The following is a 20,413-nucleotide window of genomic DNA, read 5'->3' as shown; positions in this document are numbered from 1 at the left end:
GAAGGGCCCGGACGGTGCGATTCCGGGCGAGGGGCCTCAGACACATCCAAGAGTGCGATACGCCTCTCGGGTCGTGGCAGCGACCCTTTTCCAGGTGCGGTCACGCGCTACCAGAGCGCGGGCGGCTGCTCCCCATTCATGCCGCCGATTTCGACTGTAAAGCAATACTTCGAGAGCTTCTGCCCAAGCGTGCGGGGATTCGGCCGGGATTAGCTGCCCGTTCACCTCGGATTCGACCACTTCTCGTAGAGCTGTGAGATCACTGGCTGCCACGGGAAGACCGCTCGCCATCGCTTCGACCGGCTTGAGCGGGGTGACCAGACGGCAGACCCGTTCATCGGTGCGCGGCACCGCGAAGACGTCCAGAACGGCGTGGTAGGAGCGCACTTGGTCGTGCGGGACGCGACCGGTGAAGAGGGCGACTCCGGTGCCGAGTCCCAGGCGCCCGGCCAGCGCCTCGAGCGCCCCGCGCTCGGGTCCGTCGCCGACGATCAGCAGCCGCAGCGGAACCCCTCGGCGGCGCAGCTCGGCACCCGCATGGAGCAATGTGCCGATTCCCTCGTGTGGAGTAAGGCTGCTGACGGTGCCGACCACATAGTCGTCCGCCGCGATGCCGAGCCGGGCGCGCAGTTCCGCCCCGTCCGGAGGCGGGGCGAGGAAGGCGTCGTCCACCGCGTTGGGCACGATCAGGACCCGCTCCTCGGGCACCCCGCGGGACACGATCTCGGCCTTCATCGCCGTGCCCAGCGTCAGCACCAGATCGGCCTGGCGCATGCAGTACGTCTCCAGGGCCCGCCGCGCACGGTAGGTCCCGTCGTCCGGAGTGCGGCCCGCCGCCTGGGTCAGCCAGGTCTCCTCCAGGAACCCGCGCACCTCGTACACCACCGGCAGCCCGTAGGTCTCCCGCAGGGCCAGCGCCACCCGCCCGTTGCCGTGGTCGGTGGCCGCGTGCAGCACGGCGGGCCGCAGCCGCTCCACCAGGCGCCCGGCCAGCTCGGCGTTGCGGGCCAGCACCGGGCCCTGGCCGTACGGCAGTTTCAGCGGCAGCAGCCGGTGCTGCGGCACGCCGTTCACGATCTGCAACGGGCGGGCGTCCAGGACGCCCTGCGCCACCGGGAACCCGACGCGGGTCACCACGTGCGGATCGAGCCCGGCGGCCCGCTGGGCCTCGGCGAGGGCCTGGGTGCGCACGGTGTAGCCGGCGTGTTTGAACGGCAGTCCGTTGGTGACCATGTGGAGCACCCGGCCGGGCTCGGGCCGCACCGGCCGCCCGGCGGGGGCCGGCACCCGGGCGGCGGACGGCGTGGCGGTCGGCCCGGCCGTGCCGGCCCGGGCGGCGACCCGTCGCTCGACCGGCTCGAGCCCGCGCCGCACCCGCCCCGGCAGCAGCCGTACGCCGAGCAGCGCGGCCCGCGCGGGATCGTTTCGCAACTCGCCCCATGCGACGGATGCGGCCAAGCTGAGTGCACGGGGGATTCGACGCGGCGTGTGCCGGGACAGAGGTCGGGCCATGTCGCCAAGGTAGGCCGACAGAGCGGAGAACGTACGACATGAACGGCCGCGTACTCCATGTCGTAGGGACCAGGCCGAACTTCGTGAAGGCCGCGCCCGTCGTCGCCGCCCTGCGCGCGATCGGGCACGACCAGGTCCTGGTGCACACGGGTCAGCACTACGACGAACGGATGTCGCACATCTTCTTCCGGGAGCTGGGCCTGCCCGCCCCCGACACCGACCTGGGCGTCGGCTCCGGCAGCCACGCCCGGCAGACCGCCGACCTGCTGGTGGCGCTGGAGGGCGAGCTGCTCGCCCGTGCCCCGGCCCTCGTCGTCGTGTACGGCGATGTCAACTCCACCCTCGCCGCGGCCCTGACCGCGGCCAAGCTGGGCATCCCGGTGGCCCATGTCGAGGCGGGCCTGCGCAGCTTCGACATGACAATGCCGGAGGAGATCAACCGGCGGCTGGTCGACCAGCTGGCCGAGCTGCTCTTCGCCACCAGCCCGGAAGCCGTCGGCCACCTCGCCCGCGAGGGCGTCGACCCGGGCCGGGTGCACTTCGTCGGCAACCCGATGATCGACACCCTGCTCACCCATCTGGACCATTTCGACCCGGCCGCCGCCCGCACCGCCCACGCACTGCCCGAACGCTACGGCGTGGTCACCCTGCACCGGCCGGCCAACGTCGACGACCCCGAGGCGGCCGCGGCCGCCGCACGCGCGCTCACCGAGGCGGCCACCCACCTGGATCTCGCCGTACCGCTGCACCCGCGCGGCCGGGAGGCGCTGCGCAAGGCGGGCCTCGCCGACGCGCCCGGCATCCATCTGCTCGAACCGCTCGGCTATGTCGAGTTCATGGGCCTGGTACGGGGCGCCGCCGCCGTGATCACCGACTCGGGCGGAGTGCAGGAGGAGACCACCGTGCTCGGCGTCCCCTGCCTGACACTGCGCACCACGACCGAACGCCCGGTCACCGTCACCCACGGCACCAACCGTCTGGTGCGGCACAGCGAACTGGTGCCCGCCCTGCGCAAGGTCCTGGACGGACAGCCGGCGGCCGACCCCGAGGGGCCGCCGCTCTGGGACGGCAAGGCCGGCCCCCGGATCGCCCGAGTGCTCACCGAGTGGCTGGAGCGCCATGACTGACGCCACCCGCACCCGCCCCGACGGTCCCCGCACCCCCGGACACACCGCCCACACCTACTGGGACACCCGCCACCGCGAACGCGACGACCTCGCCTCCGGCGGCCACATCGGCCTGGACCGGCCAGGCAACGAGATCTTCTACGCGATACGGCTCGGCCAGCTCCTCACCCTGATCGGCGACCTGTCGAGCCCGGCGTCCCCGCTGTTCGTGCTCGACGCCGGCTGCGGCAAGGGACACTTCGCCCGCGCCCTGGCCCGCTGCGGCCACCACGTGGACGCCTTCGACGTCAGCGAGGAGGCCGTCACCCAGGCCCGGGCCGAGGGCGGCGGACCCCGCTACGCCTTGGCCGTCCTCGACGAGTGGCGCAGCCCCTGGCTCTACGACGTGGTGATGTGCGTGGACGTCCTCTTCCACGTCATGGACGACGCGGAGTGGGCGGCCGGCCTGCGCAACCTCGCCTCGCTGGTCCGGATCACCGGCCGGCTGATCGTCACCGACGAGAACAACGACGAGCCCGTCCCGCGCGGCGACTACATCCTGCACCGGCCGATCGCCTCCTACCGCAAGGAACTTGAGCCCCTGGGCCTGAGTCACACCCTCTTCCGGCCCTTCGGCTTCCGCGAGAACCGGGTCGGGTTCCATATCTTCACAAGGACCCGCTGATGCGCCTGACCGATCTGCTCCACCCGCACTTGGACGACGTGACCTCGGTCGTGGACGCGACGAACGGCGGCCTGCGGCTGGACCCCTATCTGCACCTCCCGCCGGGCGTCGAACTGACCCGACACGAACAACCGGTGGGCGAAGGGGAGTTGATGCTCCTCTGCTACGGCCCCGACCCGGACGTGCACGGCGACGAGGCGGACTGTCTCGCCGCACTGGAACGCATGCGCCCCGGCGCTCGCGGCCTGATCGTCTTCGGTCACCCCGGGACCGACCTGCCCTACCACCGGCTCCTCGACGCCCTGGTGGCCCACCGCTGCCAGGTGCTGCACGCCGCCTCGCTCGGCTACACGCGTCTGCACGCCGGTGCGGTCTTCGCCTGCACCGAGGAACTCCTGCCGCCGCACGACTGGTTCGGCCGACCGCTGCCGGCCGACGGCTTCGCCACGGCCCTCAGGATCGCCGACGAGTACGTCCTCGCCGACTTCGTCTCCCGCTCCCACCGGGCCCGCCTGATCGACCTGGAGCGGGCGGCCGAGGAGACCGCCCGGGCCCTGGAGACCGCCCGCGAGGAGGGCGTCGCCGAACGCCTGGCCGCCGCCCTGCGGGACAAGGACCAGCTCGCCTCCGCCCTGCGCGGGGCCCAGGAGCGCAACGGGGTGCTGGAGGCCCGCGTGGCCATGCTGGAGGGCTCCACCTCGCTGCGGGTCGGCAAGGCCCTGGTGTCCGCTGCCCGGTCGCCGAAACGCGGCGCCGCCCGACTGCCCGGGGAGCTGTACGGGCTGTGGCGGCAGCGCAAGGTCAAAGGGCGGCCGGCGCGGACCGCCGGCACCGCCCCGGCGCCTGAGGCACAGGCCGAGGACCGCTTCCACCTCTCCCACCGCGCCCTGTCCGTCGCACCCCGCGACCGGCTGGTGATCACCGGCGTGCTGACCGACCGCACCGCCACGGACTTCGCGGCCGACGCCGTGGTCAGCCGGGTGCTGCCGCACGACGGCCGGCTCCTGTTGGAGCGCACCGACCCGGACGTCTTCCTCGTCCAGCTCGGCGCGTGCACCGGTGAGTCCGGCCCCTGGACGCTCACCGGTACCGGACTCGCCCCCGACCTGGACCGGCGCCTCGCCGAACTGATCGGGCAGGCAAGGGGGTTGGGTCGTACAGCCGTACTGTGGCGGGACTGCCCGGCGTCGTCCGCGCCGGGTCTGTCCCAACTGCCCTGGGACGCCATTCTCGACGGCGACACCGGGGTGGCGCTCTCCCGCCTCGACCCGGTCACCGACGGCCGGGACCGGATCCGGGACGTCTTCCAGCAGGACAGCATCCGAGTACGGCTGGCCCGCCTCGCCGAACTCGCCGGCGCCCCCGACCCACTCGCCGAGCGCCGGGTCGCCGTACTGGCCGCGCCCCGGGACGCCACCGACGTCGCCCGGCTCGTCGCCCAGACGCTCGGCCAGCTGCACCGGCCGGCCGAGGTCGTCGTCGCCGACCCCGCCGGGCTCGACCTCGACGAACTCACCGCCGCCTCGGTCACCGTCCACTCCGGACCGCCCACCACACCCTGGGTCGCCGACTGGACGGACCTGACCGAGGACCGCCCCGACACCCTGCTGCTCGACCTGCTCTGCGCCCAGGAGTTCTCCGGCGCCGACGCGGTGGGCCACACCCCCGCCGCCGACGACTACGCCTTCGTACCGACCCTGACACCGCTTCTCGTCCGCCGGTCACTCCTGGACACCGGCACCCCACCGGACACCTGGTCGCGTGCCGGGCACCGTCTGTTCGCCGTGCGTGGAAAGGAGCCGTCATGACCCGCACCCTCAGGGCGCTCGTCTACGGCGACGTGGACCTCAACCTCATCGACGGTTCCGCCGTCTGGGCCCAGTCCACGGTGCAGGCGCTGTCCCGCGCGGGCTGCCGGACCCGGCTCGTCCTCAAGGCCCCCGCGGTGACCGGCCGGTTGACCGACCCGCTGGCCGGACTGCCCGGCGTCACCGTGGTCCGTCCGTACGAGGAGCACCTCGTCCCCGGCCAGGGCGCGCACCCCCTGTCCCCCTACCAGGCCTCGCAGTTGCTCGCCCGCCTCGACGAGGAGGAGCCCTGCGACCTGCTGGTGCTGCGCGGTCGCCGGCTGGTGAAGCAGATCGTCGACGACGGCCACTTCCACGGCCGCGTCTGGGCCTACCTCACCGACATCCCGCAGTCCCCGGCCGAGATGACCGAACAGGACCGCGCGGACCTCGTCCGCATCGCCGACGCCTCCCGGCAGCTCCTCTGCCAGACCGAGGAGTTGCGCTGCTTCCTGGAGGCCTGGGTGCCGGAGGCCTGCGGCCGGGCCGTGCTCTGCCCGCCCGCGGTGCCCGAACCCGGCTTCGCGGTCCCGCAGCGCAATGGCCTGCACGATCCCGTACGCCTCGTCTACACCGGCAAGTTCGCGCCCCGCTGGAACACCCTGCCCATGACCCTGCTGCCCGCACGGCTCGCCGAACGCGGCATCCGGACCGAACTCCACGCCGTCGGCGACAAGATCCACAAGGATGCCGCCCACCCCGGCTTCGACACCGCCATGGCCGAGGCGCTGCGCACCACCCCCGAGGTCGTCCACCACGGCGGCGTGCCCCGCGAGGAGGCCATGCGCATCGCCGCCGACTGCGACCTCGGCCTCGGCTGGCGCGACTGCTCCCTCGACGCCAGCCTCGAACTCTCGACCAAGGTGCTGGAGTTCGGCTCCCTCGGCCTGCCCGTCGTACTCAACCGCACCCCCGCACACGAGGCGCTGCTCGGCACCGACTACCCGCTGTTCGTGCCCGGCGAGGCGGCCCTCACGGACGCGGTGGACGCGGTCACCGTCGCCGTACGCGACCCCGAGGCCAGGCATCTGGCGGCCGACCGGTGTGCGGAAGCGGCCCGGCAGTACACCATGGAGGCCGCGGCGGCCCGCTGGCGCGGCCATCTCGATCGCGCCTTCCCGCCCGTTCCCCCGGCCGTCGCCACCCGCGCGCGCCCGCTGCGGATCGGGGTGGCGGGCCACGACCTGAAGTTCCTCACCCGGCTGCTCGACCACTTCCGCGCCCTGCCCGGCCTCGACGTCCGCATCGACGCGTGGCCCGCGCTCGCCCAGCACGACCCGGCCACGAGCCGTGCACTCGCCGACTGGGCCGATGTGGTGGTCGTCGAGTGGTGCGGTCCCGCGGCGATCTGGTACAGCCGCCACAAGCGGCGCGGCAGCAGGCTGATCGTGCGCCTGCACCGCTTCGAACTCGACGCCGGCTACCCGCAGCAGGTCGACATCGACGCCGTCGACCGCGTGGTGTGCGTCAGCCCGTACTACGCCCGCAGCACCCGGGAGCGCACCGGCTGGCCCGCCTCGAAGATCACCACGATCGGCAACTGGGTCGACATCCACCAACTCGACCGGCCCAAGGCCCCCGGCGCCCGCCACCGCCTCGGCATGATCGGCATCGCGCCCAGCCGCAAACGCCTCGACCTGGGCCTCGACGTCCTGGAAGCGCTGCGCGCCCACGACCGGCGCTGGCACCTCTCGGTCAAGTCCAAGCCACCGTGGGAGTACTGGTGGATCTGGAACAAGCCGGAGGAACGCGCCCACTACGACGCGATCCTGCGCCGCATGCAGACCTCGCCGCTCCTCGAAGGGGCCGTCGTCTTCGATCAGTTCGGCCCGGACGTGCCGAACTGGCTCAGGCGCATCGGTCACGTCCTCTCCACCAGCGACGACGAGAGCTTCCACCTCGCCCCGGCCGAGGGCATGGCCTCGGGCGCCGTACCCGCGCTGCTGCCGTGGCCGGGCGCGGACGAGATCTACGACCGACGCTGGATCCACGACACTCCGGAGACGATGGCCGACGCGATCGCCGGACTCACGGAGCAGGAGGACTGGCAGTCCGCCGGAGAGGCCGCCCGCGACCAGGTACGGGAGGGGTTCTCGCTGGAGCGGGTGGCGAAGGACTGGACGGAGCTGCTGGTGTCCGGCTGACGACGGAGCCGCGCAAGAGCGGCTGAGGCCGGTGGCGACGGGAGCGTACGCGAGCCCGATCGATCGGCAAACTCGACTCAAAACACCAGGTCAGTGGCGTGATGCGAGGATTCACGTCCGGATCTGTGCCCACGGCCACAGCAAACGGGCTCGATTTAGGCTCATACTGAGCCATGACAAAGTCTGCGGCACCGAAGCGTCATCTGCCTACCAGCCCCTTCAAGGCCCCGGTCGCACCGGCTCCCAAGCACTTCGCCATGGGCGACCAGGTCACACATGACGTGTACGGCCTCGGCCGCGTCATCGGCATCGAGGACGGAATCGCGGCGCTCGTGGATTTCGGCTCGGCACAAATGCGGATCCTGAGCCCCTACTCCAAGATGACCAAGCTGTAGGACCGCCGTGCCCGGTCACGGCACACCAGGCCCCATCAGGGACCTGTAACGAAAGGCAGACCTCTCATCGAATCGACGTCGCTGTTCTCCGCTCCGGAAGGGCAACCCCGCCGTTCCACCGCCGTATCACCGCCTCCGACCACAGAGCCCTTCCAGGCCCCGGACTTCGGAGAGGACGAGGTCTTCTGGTCCGAGGACGCTCAGGAGCCCACCCCGGGCACCCGTGCGGCGCGGCCCGAGGCCGCCTAGCGGTGAGTCGGACAGGTACCCGCGGCGCCGTGCCGCCCGGTCGCGGTGTCGCTCAGTTCCCACGAACGGTTGATCTCAAGTCCGCTTGAGGTTCTAGAGTCGGGTGCGGTGAAGCCGACGTCGTGGAGAGGAACGGCCATGAGGACGCTGGTGCTCGGGAGGACTCCCGCCAGGGTGACGGCCGTGCTGGCCACCCTGCGCGCGGACGGCTTTGACGCGGAGGGGGTCAGCACCGACGAGGAGGCCCGGAAGCTGTTGGAGACCGGGGAATTCGGGGTGCTGATCATCGGCGGGGGTGTGGGGCCCGACTCCCGCGCAGCGATCAAGGAGTTCGCGGCGGGGTACCAGGTGCGGCGGGTGATCGACGGGGCGCTGACAGAGCCGTTCGACGCCTACGTACGGCGGGAGTTCGAGCCGCTGATCCGGGAGGCCGCCGAAGGGTGACGGCCGCGGTCCGCCCGGGCGTCGGTCCGGGCGGACGCAGGTCCGCTTCTCGTACCACCGACGTGGCTCAGACCGTCACCGTCTCCGGTCGGGATGCCTCCCGGGGGGTGCGTGAGCCGAGGTCCTCCGTGGCCAGCTGGTGGGTCTCGCGGGCCGAGAGGGCGGCAATGACCGGTGGCACGCACAGGGCCGCGGTGAACAGGGCGACCGCCGTCCAGTCGTCCCCGCCCGGACCCGCGATCTGTGCCGCGAAGGTCACCGCGAACCCGGCCACCGCGAAGCCGGTCTGGGTGCCGATCGCCATGCCCGACAGCCGGACCCGGGTCGAGAACATCTCGCCGTAGAAGGACGGCCAGACACCGTTCGCCGCGCTGTAGACGACCCCGAAGGCGACGACGCCGAGAAGCAGGATCAGCGGGTAGGAGCCGGTGGAGACCGCCCACAGATAGCCGAACATCGCCACCGCGCTGCCCACCGCACCGATCAGGTACACCGGCCGCCGGCCGATCCGGTCGGACAGCGTCGCCCACGCGGGGATCGCACCCAGGGCCACCAGGTTCGCCAGCGCGCTCACCCACAGCATCGAGGTCTTGGACATCCCGACCGAGTCGCTCGTCGCGTACGCCAGCGCCCACACCGTGAAGACGGTGCTCACCGAGGCGATCAGCGCGCCCCCGATCACCCGCAGCACATCCGCCCAGTGGTACCGAAACAGCGTCACCAGCGGCAGCCGTACGACACCCTCGGTCGCCGCCTGCTGCGCGAAGGCCGGGGTCTCCTGGACCGTGCGGCGGATGAACCAGCCGACCACGGCCACCGCGGCACTCAGCCAGAACGGCAGCCGCCAGCCCCAGGTCAGCAGCTGGGCGTCGGGCAGCCGGGAGACCGGGATGAAGACGAGGGTGGCGATCAGCTGACCGCCCTGGGTGCCGCTCAGCGTGAAACTGGTGAAGAAGCCGCGTCGGCCCGGTGGCGCGTGCTCCAGACTCATCGAACTGGCGCCGGCCTGCTCACCGGCCGCCGAGATGCCCTGCAGCACCCGGCACAGCACCAGCAGCACCGGGGCCAGGCCGCCCACCTGGGCGCGGGTCGGCAGGCAGCCGATCAGGAACGTCGACAGGCCCATCAGCAGCAGCGTGAAGACCATGATCTTCTTACGGCCGAGCCGGTCCCCGAAGTGGCCGAGGAACAGCGCGCCGACCGGACGGGCCGCGTACGCGACACCGAAGGTGGCCAGGGACAGCAGGGTGGCGGTGGCCGGGTCCGACTCGTCGAAGAAGACCTTCGGGAAGATCAGCGCGGCCGCGCTGCCGTAGACGAAGAAGTCGTAGTACTCGAGGGCGCTGCCGATCCAGGCGGCCAGGGCGGCTTTTTTCGGCTGGCCGCCGGGTGGTACCGCGGTGGCGGCGGGCGGGGCGGGGACGGACACGGCGGTGCTCCTTCGGAGAACTCCGACCGTAGGCGGAGTGAGCGGCGGGGGAGAAGGCCGGTTCCCAGGGATGACGGGTCGGCGGACCCAGCGGGCGGTGCTAATTAACCCACTGGATAGTTAGTCGCGATGGGTAGGGATGTTGCGCTCACGTTTCCCCGCTGTCAAGAGGTCGCGCCGGTTCCCTCGCCGCGGCGCTCAGTCCGCCGCGCGCTCCGCGGTGAGGTAGGCGATCACCATGTCGCCGAGCATGGTCCGGTAGTGCGCGCGCTGCGCCGGGTCCACCAGGTCGCGGCCGAAGAGGGTGCCGAAGGTGGCCCGGTTCGCGACCCGGAAGAAGCAGAACGAGCTGATCATCGCGTGCAGGTCGATCGCGTCGACGTCGGCCGTGAACAGGCCGGAGTCCTGGCCCTGGCCGAGGATCCGGCGGATCACGTCAAGGGCCGGTGAGCCGATCCTGCCGAGCTTCTCGGAGGCCGCGATGTGCTCGGCGCCGTGGATGTTCTCGATGCTGACCAGGCGGATGAAGTCCGGGTGCTGCTCGTGGTGGTCGAAGGTCAGCTCCGCGAGCCGGCGGATCGCCGCGACCGGGTCCAGGTGCTCGACGTCAAGCTGCTGCTCCGCCTCGCGGATCACGCCGTACGCCCGCTCCAGGACCGCCGTGAACAGCTGTTCCTTGCCGCCGAAGTAGTAGTAGATCATCCGCTTCGTGGTGCGGGTGCGGGCCGCGATCTCGTCGACGCGGGCACCGTCGTAGCCGGCCCGGGCGAACTCCTGCGTGGCCACGTCGAGGATCTCGGCCTGGGTGCGGGCGGCGTCGCGGGTCCGCCCGGTGGTCTGTGCCGGTTCTTCGACGCTGGTCATCGCGTTCCTAACGGGTCCTTGGAAGGAGAACCGGTGGGAGAGGCCGGTGCCGGAGATTGTAGAAGCCCGGGGCGGCGGTGTTCCCGACTAGGTCTTCCCTTGCCGTCGCCTCGGGTGCTATAGCTAACGTACTAGTTCGTACATTAGCTATGCCGCTCGGGAGGGCCACGTGGCCAAGGACTCGTATCTCGTCGGACTGATCGGTTCCGGTGTCGGCCCGTCGCTCAGCCCGGCCCTGCACGAGAGAGAGGCCGACCGGCAGGGGCTGCGGTATCTGTACCGGCTGATCGACATCGACGTGCTCGGCGTGCCGCCCGAGGCCGTGGGGAATCTGGTCCGGGCCGCGCGTGACCTCGGCTTCGACGGGCTGAACATCACGCATCCGTGCAAGCGACTCGTCGTCGAGCACCTGGACACGCTCGCCCCGCAGGCAGAGGCGCTCGGCGCGGTCAACACGGTGGTCTTCGAGGCCGACGGCAGGGCGGTGGGCCACAACACGGACGTCACCGGGTTCGCGGCGTCCTTCGCGCGGGGGCTGCGGGACGCTTCGCTGGAGCGGGTCGTGCAGCTCGGCGCCGGGGGCGCGGGGGCGGCGGTGGCGCATGCGACGCTCACGTTGGGTGCGGAGCGGGTGACCGTGGTTGATCCGCTGGCCGACCGGGCCGCCGATCTCGCGGGCTCCCTGAATCGGCACTTCGGTGAGGGGCGGGCGGTGGCCGGGACGCCGGACCGGTTGGCGGAACTGCTGGCCGGTGCCGATGGTCTGGTGCATGCGACGCCCACGGGGATGGCCGCGCATCCGGGGCTGCCGGTGCCTGCGGAGCTGCTGCGTCCCGGGCTGTGGGTGGCTGAGGTGGTGTACCGGCCGCTGGAGACGGAGCTGGTGCGGGTCGCTCGGGCGGCTGGGGGTGCCGTGCTGGACGGGGGTGGAATGGCGGTGTTCCAGGCTGCGGACGCGTTTCGGCTGTTCACCGGGCGGGAGCCGGACAGTGTCCGGATGCTTGCGGACATCGGGGAGTTGACCGGGTCCGTGCAGCCGAATGCCGTGTGACCGGGGGAGCGCACCGCAGTGGACATGAGGAAAAAGGGCATGCGTACATCCATCGCCACCGTCTCGCTCAGCGGGTCTCTCACCGAAAAACTCACCGCCGCTTCGCGGGCCGGATTCGATGGCGTGGAGATCTTCGAGAACGACCTGCTTGCCAGCCCGCTATCACCCGGCGAGATACGGGCCCGGTGCGCCGACCTCGGTCTCACCGTCGACCTCTACCAACCCATGCGGGACACCGAAGCCGTCCCCGCCGACGAGTTCGGCCGTAACCTTCGCCGTGCCCGGCACAAGTTCGCGTTGATGCGGGAACTGGGAGCCGACACCGTCCTCGTCTGCTCCAGTGTCTCTCCACTGGCCGTGGACGACGACGATCTGGCCGCCTCCCAGCTGGCCCGACTTGCCTCCCTGGCAGAGGACTTCGGCATTCGCGTCGCCTACGAAGCGCTCGCCTGGGGTCGGCACGTCAGTACGTACGACCACGCCTGGCGGATCGTCGAGGCGGCCGGCCACCCCGCCCTCGGGACCTGCCTCGACAGTTTCCACATCCTCTCCCGCGGCTCCGATCCCAAGGGCATCGAGTCCATCCCCGGTGAGAAGATCTTCTTTCTCCAGCTGGCCGACGCCCCGCTGCTCGCCATGGATGTACTCCAGTGGAGCCGGCACTACCGGTGCTTCCCGGGGCAGGGCGGCTTCGATGTCGCAGGGCTTGTGCGGCACGTACTGCGCACGGGATACGACGGGCCGCTCTCCCTCGAAGTCTTCAACGACGTCTTCCGGCAGGCCGAGGCCGGCCCGACCGCCGTCGACGCGCACCGTTCGCTGCTGGTGCTCCAAGAGGAAGTCGGAGCGGGGGAGTTGCCCCCGCCGGTCGTGCCGTCGGGAGTCGCCTTCGCCGAACTCGTCACCCCGGACGCCGAACCCGTCTCGGCACTGCTCGGTGCCCTCGGCTTCGCCCGGACCGCCCGGCACCGCAGCAAACCCGTCGACCTGTGGGAGCGGGGCGAGGCCCGGATCCTGGTCAACACCGGTCCCGCCGCCCGCCGCGACGGCACCCAACTCGCCGCGATCGGCCTGGAGTCACCGGACCCCCAGGCCGCCGCCCGCCGAGCCGAGGCTCTGCTCGCCCCCGTACTGCCCCGCCGCCGCGCCCTGGCGGACGCCCCGCTCGACGCGGTCGCCGCCCCCGACGGCACCGAACTGTTCTTCTGCGCCACCGGCCGCGGTCCCGGTCTCCCCGACTGGCGGGCCGACTTCGTCGGCACATCGCACACCCCGGCACCCGTCCCGGCGCGCATCGACCACCTCGCGCTCACCCAGCCCTGGCACCAGTACGACGAGGCGACCCTCTTCCATCGCAGTGTCCTCGGCCTGCACGCCCAGGAGAGCGTCGACGTCGCCGACCCCTACGGGCTGCTGCGCTCCCGAGCCGTCACCAACGCCGACGGCAGCGTCCGGATCGCCCTGGGCGTCGGCGCGGCCCCGGCCGACGACACCCTGCACGCCCAGCACATCGCCCTGGCCACCGACGACGTGATCGCCGCGGCCCGTGCCTTCCGCGCCGCCGGCGGCCACCCGCTGCCCATCCCCGACAACTACTACGACGATCTGGCCGCCCGTTACGAGTTCGCCGACGGCGAGCTGGAGACGTACCGCGACCTCGGCATCCTCTACGACCGGGACTCGGGCGGTGTCTTCCGGCACTGCTACACCCGGACGATCGGACGGGTGTTCTTCGAACTGGTCGAGCGTGATCCCGGTTACCGCGGATACGGCGCCCGGAACGCCCCGGTGCGACTTGCCGCTCAGCACGCCGGACGGCCGGCCCGCTGAGCCGCCGGGTGAGCTTGCGGTGAGAGGCCGGTGAGACACGGGTCGGATTCAGGCTGTGTTCAGGCGCCGCGACGGATACTCACGAAGATCCGGAATGTTCGTCGCGTTTTGGATGTGACCTTCGTCGATTTCCACCCGTCCTAGGAGTCGTAGCAATCCGGGACGTCTGGAAGTCCTGGAACCCGGGAGTCCTGGAGGCTGTCTCCGATGCCGAGCCCCGTCATCACCGCGCCGCTCGTCCGCGTCGAGGGTCCGCCGCCACCGCCGACCCCGGCGCGGACCCGCACCGAACGCTATGAGCGCCCACTGCTCGCCGCCGTCGCCGCCGTCGCCGCACTCCTCTACTTCTGGGGCATCTGGCACAGCGCGTACCACGCCTTCTACGCGAGCGCGGTCCGCAGCATGACCGACAACCCGGTCGCCTTCTTCTACGGCTCCTTCGACCCGGCGGGCTCGATCACCCTGGACAAACTGCCCGGATTCCTGTGGCCGCAGGCCCTGTCGGCGCTGCTCTTCGGCTTCCACCCCTGGGCCCTGGTGATCCCGCAGGGCCTGGAGGGCGTGGCCTGCGTGGTGCTGCTCCACGTGGTGGTACGGCGCTGGGCCGGCGTGCCGGCCGGGCTGCTGGCCGCCGCGCTCCTCACGCTGACCCCGGTGACCGTGGGCCTGGCCCGCTCGGTCACCGAGGACGCGCCGTTCGTGCTGTTGCTGCTGCTCGCCGCCGAGGCCACCGGGCGGGCCACCGCCCGGGCCCGGTTGCGCACCCTTGTCCTGGCGGGCGTCTGGGTCGGGGTCGCCTTCCAGTGCAAGATGCTGGAGGCCTGGGCGGTGCTGCCCGCGCTGGGCGTGACCTATCTGGTGGCCGCGCCGACGTCCCTGCGCCGCCGGATCCGCGATCTGGCCGTGTCCGGCGCGGTCACGCTGACGGTGTCCCTGTCCTGGATGCTGATCGCCACGCTCACTCCGGCGTCGGCCCGCCCCTACCTGGACGGTACGACCGACAACTCGGCGTTCGGGCTGGTCGTCGGCTACAACTTCCTGACCCGTTTCCACGCACTGGGCATCGACGCGGCAGGCACCGGGAGCATAGTCGCCGACCAGGCGCACCACCATGTGTCGGCGCGCATGGGGAACAGCATCTGGAAGATGTTCAGCCCCGGGATAGCCACCCAGACGGGCTGGCTGTATCCGCTGGCGGCCCTGGGCCTGGTGACCGGGCTGCTGGCGTTGCGGCGCCGCCGCGTCCCGCGCACCGACCCCGTCCTGGCCGGATACCTGATGTGGGGCGTCTGGCTGGTGACGTTCTTCCTGGTCTTCAGCTTCGGCAGCGTGACCGGACACACGTACTACATGGGCGTGGTGGCGGTCGCCCTGGCGGCACTGGCCGGGGCGGGCGTGACGCAGGTGCGGCGGCGAAGCACGCTGTGCGCGGTCCTGGCCGTCAATGTCGCCTGGTGCGCGGCCCTCACCCTGACCTACCCGCGCTTCTTCGCCTGGTCGGTCGCCATCGCCATAGGACTGTCCCTGCTGGCGCTGGGCCTGTTCGCCGCCGGTCGGCCGCGCCCGCACCGGACCGCCCTGGCCGTCGCCCTCGCCGCGATCCTCTTCATCCCCACGGTGTGGTCCGCGTCCGCGCTCTCCCCGCGCTACAACCAGCCCGGCGGCTTCGGCCGGGTCGGCCCGGCCAGCATCCGGGTCTACGGCACCGGCTTGGCCCTGAGCCCGGCCCAGCAGCAGGTTCTCGCCTACCTCACCGCGCACCGCGACGGCGCCCGCTATCTGGCCGCCGTACCCCGCTGGCAGGCGGCGGCACCGTACATCCTCGCGGCCAACGCCCCGGTCCTGCCGGTGGGTGGCTTCACCGCCCATGTGCCGTACCCCGCCGCCACGGCCTTCCACCAGTTGATCGACACGGGCAAACTCCGTTACGTCCTTTTGAGCCACGACGACCTCACCCACCGAGCCCGGGGCGCCAAGACCCCGGGGCGGGCCCTGATGCGCTGGGTCATCGGCCACTGCGCGCCGGTTCATGTCTCGGCCTACACGGTGTACCGCTGCGGGCCGGGGCACGGATGGTGACCGGAGCGAAGGGCCCCGGACCGCGACCGTCCGGGGCCGTCCACGTACTCGGTTCAGTCGATGTGCGTGAACACGAAGGAGAACTCAGCCGGTTCGGCGTGGAGTTGGTACTGCGGCAGCACGCCAGGGCCGCAGGACTGCGAGCCGATGCCGTGCTGGCCGTGGTCGAGGTTGACCCAGACCGTGTCGCCCGGGGTGAGGTCGGTGCGGTGCGTGGCCGCGTCGAGTTGCTCGGTGGTCCAGCGGCGGGCGGTGAACCAGAACTCGGGGTCTCCCTCGATCCGCAGCCCGCCGATCTCCGCCCAGCGGACGTCCGCGCGGGCGCCGTTCTCCTGCGGGCGGACGTACGGGGTCTGGAGGTCGTCGACGGTCGACTCCCAACGGCTGACCAGGGAAGCCGACTTGGTGTCCGGGTAGGCCTCCTCGGGTCCGCCGCCGAACCACCGCACCCGGTCGGCCGTCGGGAGTCCGAAGCGGATGCCGAGCCGGGGCAGCGGCACCGTCCAGTCGCCGTCGGGGGTCACGGAGACGGTGAGCTGGAGGCGGTCGCCGTCCGAGGTCCAGCGGTAGACCGTGACCAGGCCGAACTCCCGGGCAGCCGGGGCGACACGGGTGCGTACGGTCAGCGCGTCGCCGTCCAGGTCCACCGCGTCCAGGCGGTGCCGCATACGGTGCAGACCGAACTTGCGCCACAGAGTGCCGTAGCGCAGGTCGCTCTGCCAGGGGGCGCCGTCGTCGTTGTCGGTGGTCGCCCGCCAGACGTCCAGGCGCAGGCCGGTCACGTCCACCGGGCCGATGCCGCGCAGCGCGCCGCTGCGGGCGTCGAAGGTGGCAGGACCGAGGGTGATCAGGCCCTCACCGGACACCGGTCCACCGGTCGCGGTGGCCGACGGCAACCGCCGTGCTGAGAAAGGGAATTGCCCCCAGGCCACGACATGGCCCTGCGGCCCCCAGGGGGTGTCGGCCGCCAGCAGCGCCCGTACCGTCCACCGGGTCTCGCCGCCGCCCGTGACGGCGGGCGGCTCCGGCAGCTTCACGTCCGCCGACTCACCGGGCGCCAGCGGCGGGACGGCCAGGCTGCCCGAGTCGACGGTCTCGCCGTCGACCTCGTACGACCAGGTGAAGGCCAGCGTGGACAGGTCGGCGAAGTCCTGCTTGTTGGTGATCCGGACGGCGGTGCCGTCGCCCTCGAACCGGACCGGTTCGATCACCTTCTTGTACTCGATCAGGCCGGGGGAGGGCCGCCGGTCGGGGAAGACCAGCCCGTCGCAGACGAAGTTCCCGTCGTGCAGTTCCTCGCCGAAGTCACCGCCGTAGGCGTAGCCGTAGCGGTCGTCCTTGATGCCGTGGTCGATCCACTCCCAGATGAAGCCGCCCTGGATCCGGTCGTACGACTCGAAGATCTGCTGGTAGTCGGCGAGGCCGCCGGGGCCGTTGCCCATGGCGTGGCCGTACTCGCAGTGGATGAAGGGGAGTCGGCGACGCTTGTGGGTGCCGCCGTCCAGGCCCCGGCCGATCCGCTCGACCTCGGCATGGTCGGCGTACATCCGTGAATAGACGTCCGTGTCAAGGCAGTTGATGTCGCCCTCGTAGTGCACCAGGCGGGAGGAGTCCCGGCCGTGGATCCACTCGGCCATCGCGGTGAGGCCCCGGCCGGTGCCGGCCTCGTTGCCGAGGGACCAGATCACCACCGACGGGTGGTTCTTGTCGCGCTCGACCATCCGGGCGGCGCGATCGAGGAGGGCCGGGGTCCAGCGGTCGTCGTCGACCGGGTTGTCACGCCAGGCCTGCTCGGTGAAGCCGTGGGTCTCCAGATCGCACTCGTCGATCACCCACAGGCCGTACTCGTCGCACAGGTCCAGGAAGGCCGGGTGGGGCGGGTAGTGCGAGGTACGGACCGCGTTGATGTTGTGCCGCTTCATCAGCAGCACGTCCTCCCGCATGGTCTCCAGGTCGAGGGCGCGGCCCCTCTCGGGGTGCCACTCGTGCCGGTTGACGCCCTTGAAGAGGACGGGCGTGCCGTTGACCTTGATCAGCCCGTCGGCGAGCGCCACCGTCCGGAAGCCGATGCGCAACGGCACCCGCTCGCCCTCGGTGGCCAGCACCCCGTCGTACAGCTTCGGGGTCTCCGCCGTCCACGCCTCGACCGGGACCGTCACCGGCTCGCCGGTCGCGACATCGATGTCCAGGGCGGGCACGGACACCCGGCCGTCGACATCGGAGTCGACACGCAGGGTGCCCTCGCCCGTGAGGTGGTCGTAGGAGGCGTGTACGAAGAAGTCCAGGGCGCTGCCCGCCGGGCGGTGCAGCAGGGTCACATCACGGAAGATCCCGGGCAGCCACCACTGGTCCTGGTCCTCCAGATAGGAACCGGCCGACCACTGGTGGACACGGACGGCGAGCACGTTGCCGGCCGGCTTCAGCAGATGCCCGACCGCGAACTCGTGCGGCAGCCTGGAGCCCTTGAACTCGCCGATGTCCGTGCCGTTCAGCCAGACCCGGGCGCAGGACTCGACCCCGTCGAAACGGAGGACCGCCCCGCCGTCGGTCAGGTCCCAGCCCTCGGGCAGGTCGAAGATCCGTAGGTGGTCACCGGTGGGGTTCTCGGTCGGGACCCTCGGCGGGTCGACCGGGAACGGGTAGAGGTGGTTGGTGTAGATCGGTGCGCCATGGCCCTGGAGCACCCAGTGGCCCGGGACCGAGACCTCCGCCCAGTTGCCGGCGTCGTACCCCGGCTCGGCGAACGCCTCGTCCTCGGCGTCGGCCGTGGGCGACAGCCGGAAGCGCCAACTGCCGTTCAAAGAGAGCGACTTGGCGTCCGAGTGTGGGTACCGGGCACGGGGTGGCAGGGCGCCCGAGCCCGGGGAGACGTCCTCGACGTAGTCGCTGGCGGAGGTGCGGAAAGACATCGGTCTCCAGGTCTTTCGAAGAGTGTCAGCCCTTGATGCCGGTCTGCGCGATCCCCTGCACCAGCCAGCGCTGGAGGAAGAGGAAGACGAACACCAGGGGCAGGATGGAGATGGCGGTGGCCATGAAGATCAGGTGGAAGTTGACGGTCTGGTTGGTCATGTAGGAGGAGAGCGCCACCTGGACCGTCCAGGAGCTCGGGTCCTGACCGATGACCAGCGGCCACAGGAAGGCGTTCCAGCCGCTGATGAACGTGATCGTGGCGATCGCCGCGAAGAAGTTCAGCGAGTTGGGTACGACGACTCGCCAGTACGCGCCCCAGTACCCGAGCCCGTCCACGCGCGCCGCCTCCTCCAGCTCCTTCGGGAACCCCAGGAAGTACTGCCGGAACAGGAAGCAGGTGAAACCACTGAACAGGCCCGGAATGATCAGCCCCCGGTAGGTGTCCACCCAGCCGAGCGAGGAGACCAGCACGAAGCTGGGCACGAAGGTGACCGCCGTTGGGACCATCAGGGTCGCCAGGACGGCGTAGAAGACCTTGTTGGCGTGCCTGTACGGGATCCGGGCGAGGCCGTAGCCGGCCAGGGAGCAGATCAGCAGGGTGCCGAGGGTCATGGCGACGGCGATGACCGTCGAGTTCCACATGGACCGGCCGAAGTCGACCGTGGTGTCGCTGAACAGCTCGCTGATGTTCCCCCACTGGAACGATGGGAGCAGCTTCCAGTTCTCGCCCGTGATCTCCGGGTCCGTGGAGAGGGCGTTGCGGACGATGAGGTAGAAGGGGATCAGGAAGAGCAGTGCGGCGATGCTGACGGCGATGTAGAGACCGGTGTTGCCGATCACCTTGCCCCGCTTGGCGTGACGCTGCCTGCGGACCTCGGGTGCGGTGCTGGTCACTTGGCCTCGTCCCCCCTTCCGAATCCCATGATCTTGCCCTGGAAGAGTGTGACGACGCAGATCAGCAGCGTGAGGATGACGGCGCCCGCGCTGCCCGCGCCGTAGTCCTGATTCTCACCGAGGGCCGTCTTGTACAGGACCATGAGGGGCGTCTGACCCCAGGTCGCCTTGGTGGAGATGATGTTGAAGAACTCGTCGAACGCCTGGTAGGCGGCGATGAGCAGCAGCAGGATCACCGCGGTCGAGGTGGCACGCAGCTGGGGCAGCGTGATGTACCGGAAGGTCTGCCAGCCGGGCTTGGCGCCGTCGATCGAGGCCGCCTCGTACAGCTCCGACGGGATGTTCTGGAGCGCCGCCAGGAACAGGATCATGTAGAAGCCGGCCTGGAGCCACAGGCGGACGGTCACGATGACCAGCCAGTACCAGGGCGGGTTCGGGTCGGACAGATAGGCGATGTTGTCGACGCCGAACCAGCCGAGCACCGTGTTCATCAGGCCGAAGCGGACGCCGGTGAAGATGGACATCTTCCAGATCAGCGCCGCGGCGACATAACTGCACGCGGTGGGCAGGAAGAACACCGACCGGAAGAACGCGCGCATGAACCGCAGACGGTGCACCAGCAGCGCGAGACCCAGGGACAGCGCCCAGGTGAGCGGCACGATGAGCGCGGCGAACACCGTGAACGTCACCAGCGAACCGGTGAAGTTGGAGTTCGTCAGCATGCTCTTGTAGTTGTCGAAGCCGACGAACCTGCTCGGTGTGACGGTGAACCGGGCGTCGAAGAAGCTGAGCCAGATGCTCCAGACGATCGGCACGAAGACGAAGATCACCAGACCGATGAGGAACGGCCCGGTGAAGAGCCAGAAGTTGAAGGTCGGGCTGCCCCGCAGGCCCCGCCGCGGCCGGGCCGGGGAGGCCGTGGCCGGGGCGGGCTGGGCGACCCCGCGCGTGGTGGTGGTCGACATGTCCTGGTC

The 20,413-nt window shown here is 70.9% G+C and carries 15 protein-coding genes; 9 read left to right on the top strand and 6 right to left on the bottom strand.

All coding sequences use genetic code 11. The annotated features are described in order from the left end of the window. Positions 1-36: 36 nt before the first annotated feature. Positions 37-1,431 carry a glycosyltransferase gene (locus ABTY98_RS18695; protein WP_352222008.1) on the bottom strand — a complete coding sequence of 465 codons (1,395 nt, stop codon included), beginning with the start codon at positions 1,429-1,431 and terminating at the stop codon, positions 37-39. 119 nt (positions 1,432-1,550) lie between these two features. Between ABTY98_RS18695 and wecB the strand changes: the two genes are divergently transcribed. The 6 genes from wecB (at position 1,551) to ABTY98_RS18665 (ending at position 8,382) form a co-directional block, all read left to right on the top strand. Continuing rightward, complete coding sequence (gene wecB, locus ABTY98_RS18690) at positions 1,551-2,639, top strand: non-hydrolyzing UDP-N-acetylglucosamine 2-epimerase (protein WP_352222007.1); 1,089 nt, start codon at positions 1,551-1,553, stop codon at positions 2,637-2,639. Next, on the top strand, positions 2,632-3,303 hold the full coding sequence (locus ABTY98_RS18685) for a class I SAM-dependent methyltransferase (protein WP_352222006.1): 672 nt from the start codon (positions 2,632-2,634) through the stop codon (positions 3,301-3,303). Before wecB ends, ABTY98_RS18685 begins: the two co-directional genes overlap by 8 nt. Next, positions 3,303-5,111: a hypothetical protein gene (locus ABTY98_RS18680; RefSeq protein WP_352222005.1), complete on the top strand. Its 1,809-nt coding sequence runs from the start codon at positions 3,303-3,305 to the stop codon at positions 5,109-5,111. Before ABTY98_RS18685 ends, ABTY98_RS18680 begins: the two co-directional genes overlap by 1 nt. Next, positions 5,108-7,294, top strand: coding sequence for a glycosyltransferase (locus tag ABTY98_RS18675; RefSeq protein WP_352222004.1), 2,187 nt, complete (start codon positions 5,108-5,110; stop codon positions 7,292-7,294). Before ABTY98_RS18680 ends, ABTY98_RS18675 begins: the two co-directional genes overlap by 4 nt. A 173-nt stretch (positions 7,295-7,467) precedes the next feature. Next, complete coding sequence (locus tag ABTY98_RS18670; protein ID WP_352222003.1) at positions 7,468-7,689, top strand: hypothetical protein; 222 nt, start codon at positions 7,468-7,470, stop codon at positions 7,687-7,689. A gap of 387 nt (positions 7,690-8,076) precedes the next feature. Next, positions 8,077-8,382: a hypothetical protein gene (locus tag ABTY98_RS18665; protein WP_352222002.1), complete on the top strand. Its 306-nt coding sequence runs from the start codon at positions 8,077-8,079 to the stop codon at positions 8,380-8,382. A gap of 67 nt (positions 8,383-8,449) precedes the next feature. On the opposite strand, the gene ABTY98_RS18660 is transcribed toward ABTY98_RS18665, so the two are convergent. After that, on the bottom strand, positions 8,450-9,811 hold the full coding sequence (locus ABTY98_RS18660; protein ID WP_352222001.1) for an MFS transporter: 1,362 nt from the start codon (positions 9,809-9,811) through the stop codon (positions 8,450-8,452). A 198-nt stretch (positions 9,812-10,009) separates the two neighbouring features. Next, complete coding sequence (locus ABTY98_RS18655) at positions 10,010-10,675, bottom strand: TetR/AcrR family transcriptional regulator (RefSeq protein ID WP_352222000.1); 666 nt, start codon at positions 10,673-10,675, stop codon at positions 10,010-10,012. Positions 10,676-10,844: 169 nt separating this feature from the next. Here ABTY98_RS18655 and ABTY98_RS18650 point away from each other — a divergent pair, with 169 nt between their 5' ends. From ABTY98_RS18650 to ABTY98_RS18640, 3 genes are all read left to right on the top strand, one after another. Further along, on the top strand, positions 10,845-11,726 hold the full coding sequence (locus tag ABTY98_RS18650) for a shikimate dehydrogenase (RefSeq protein ID WP_352221999.1): 882 nt from the start codon (positions 10,845-10,847) through the stop codon (positions 11,724-11,726). A gap of 39 nt (positions 11,727-11,765) precedes the next feature. Then, positions 11,766-13,556 (top strand): bifunctional sugar phosphate isomerase/epimerase/4-hydroxyphenylpyruvate dioxygenase family protein, encoded by a 1,791-nt coding sequence (locus ABTY98_RS18645; RefSeq protein ID WP_352221998.1) that lies wholly within the window; start codon positions 11,766-11,768, stop codon positions 13,554-13,556. A 207-nt stretch (positions 13,557-13,763) separates the two neighbouring features. Next, positions 13,764-15,635 (top strand): ArnT family glycosyltransferase, encoded by a 1,872-nt coding sequence (locus tag ABTY98_RS18640; protein WP_352221997.1) that lies wholly within the window; start codon positions 13,764-13,766, stop codon positions 15,633-15,635. 53 nt (positions 15,636-15,688) lie between these two features. On the opposite strand, the gene ABTY98_RS18635 is transcribed toward ABTY98_RS18640, so the two are convergent. Genes ABTY98_RS18635 through ABTY98_RS18625 form a run of 3 tightly spaced genes read right to left on the bottom strand, consistent with a single transcriptional unit; the run spans position 15,689 to position 20,404 of the window. Continuing rightward, on the bottom strand, positions 15,689-18,544 hold the full coding sequence (locus ABTY98_RS18635) for a glycoside hydrolase family 2 TIM barrel-domain containing protein (protein WP_352221996.1): 2,856 nt from the start codon (positions 18,542-18,544) through the stop codon (positions 15,689-15,691). A 25-nt stretch (positions 18,545-18,569) separates the two neighbouring features. After that, complete coding sequence (locus tag ABTY98_RS18630) at positions 18,570-19,439, bottom strand: carbohydrate ABC transporter permease (RefSeq protein WP_352221995.1); 870 nt, start codon at positions 19,437-19,439, stop codon at positions 18,570-18,572. Continuing rightward, positions 19,436-20,404, bottom strand: a complete 969-nt coding sequence (locus ABTY98_RS18625) for a carbohydrate ABC transporter permease (protein ID WP_352221994.1) — start codon at positions 20,402-20,404, stop codon at positions 19,436-19,438. Before ABTY98_RS18625 ends, ABTY98_RS18630 begins: the two co-directional genes overlap by 4 nt. Between the last annotated feature and the right edge of the window lie 9 nt (positions 20,405-20,413).

This window comes from Streptomyces sp. NPDC096040 (assembly GCF_040303265.1).
Taxonomy (GTDB): domain Bacteria; phylum Actinomycetota; class Actinomycetes; order Streptomycetales; family Streptomycetaceae; genus Streptomyces.
The sequence above is the reverse complement of the archived record's forward strand: the minus strand, read 5'-3'. Positions and strand labels throughout refer to the sequence as shown.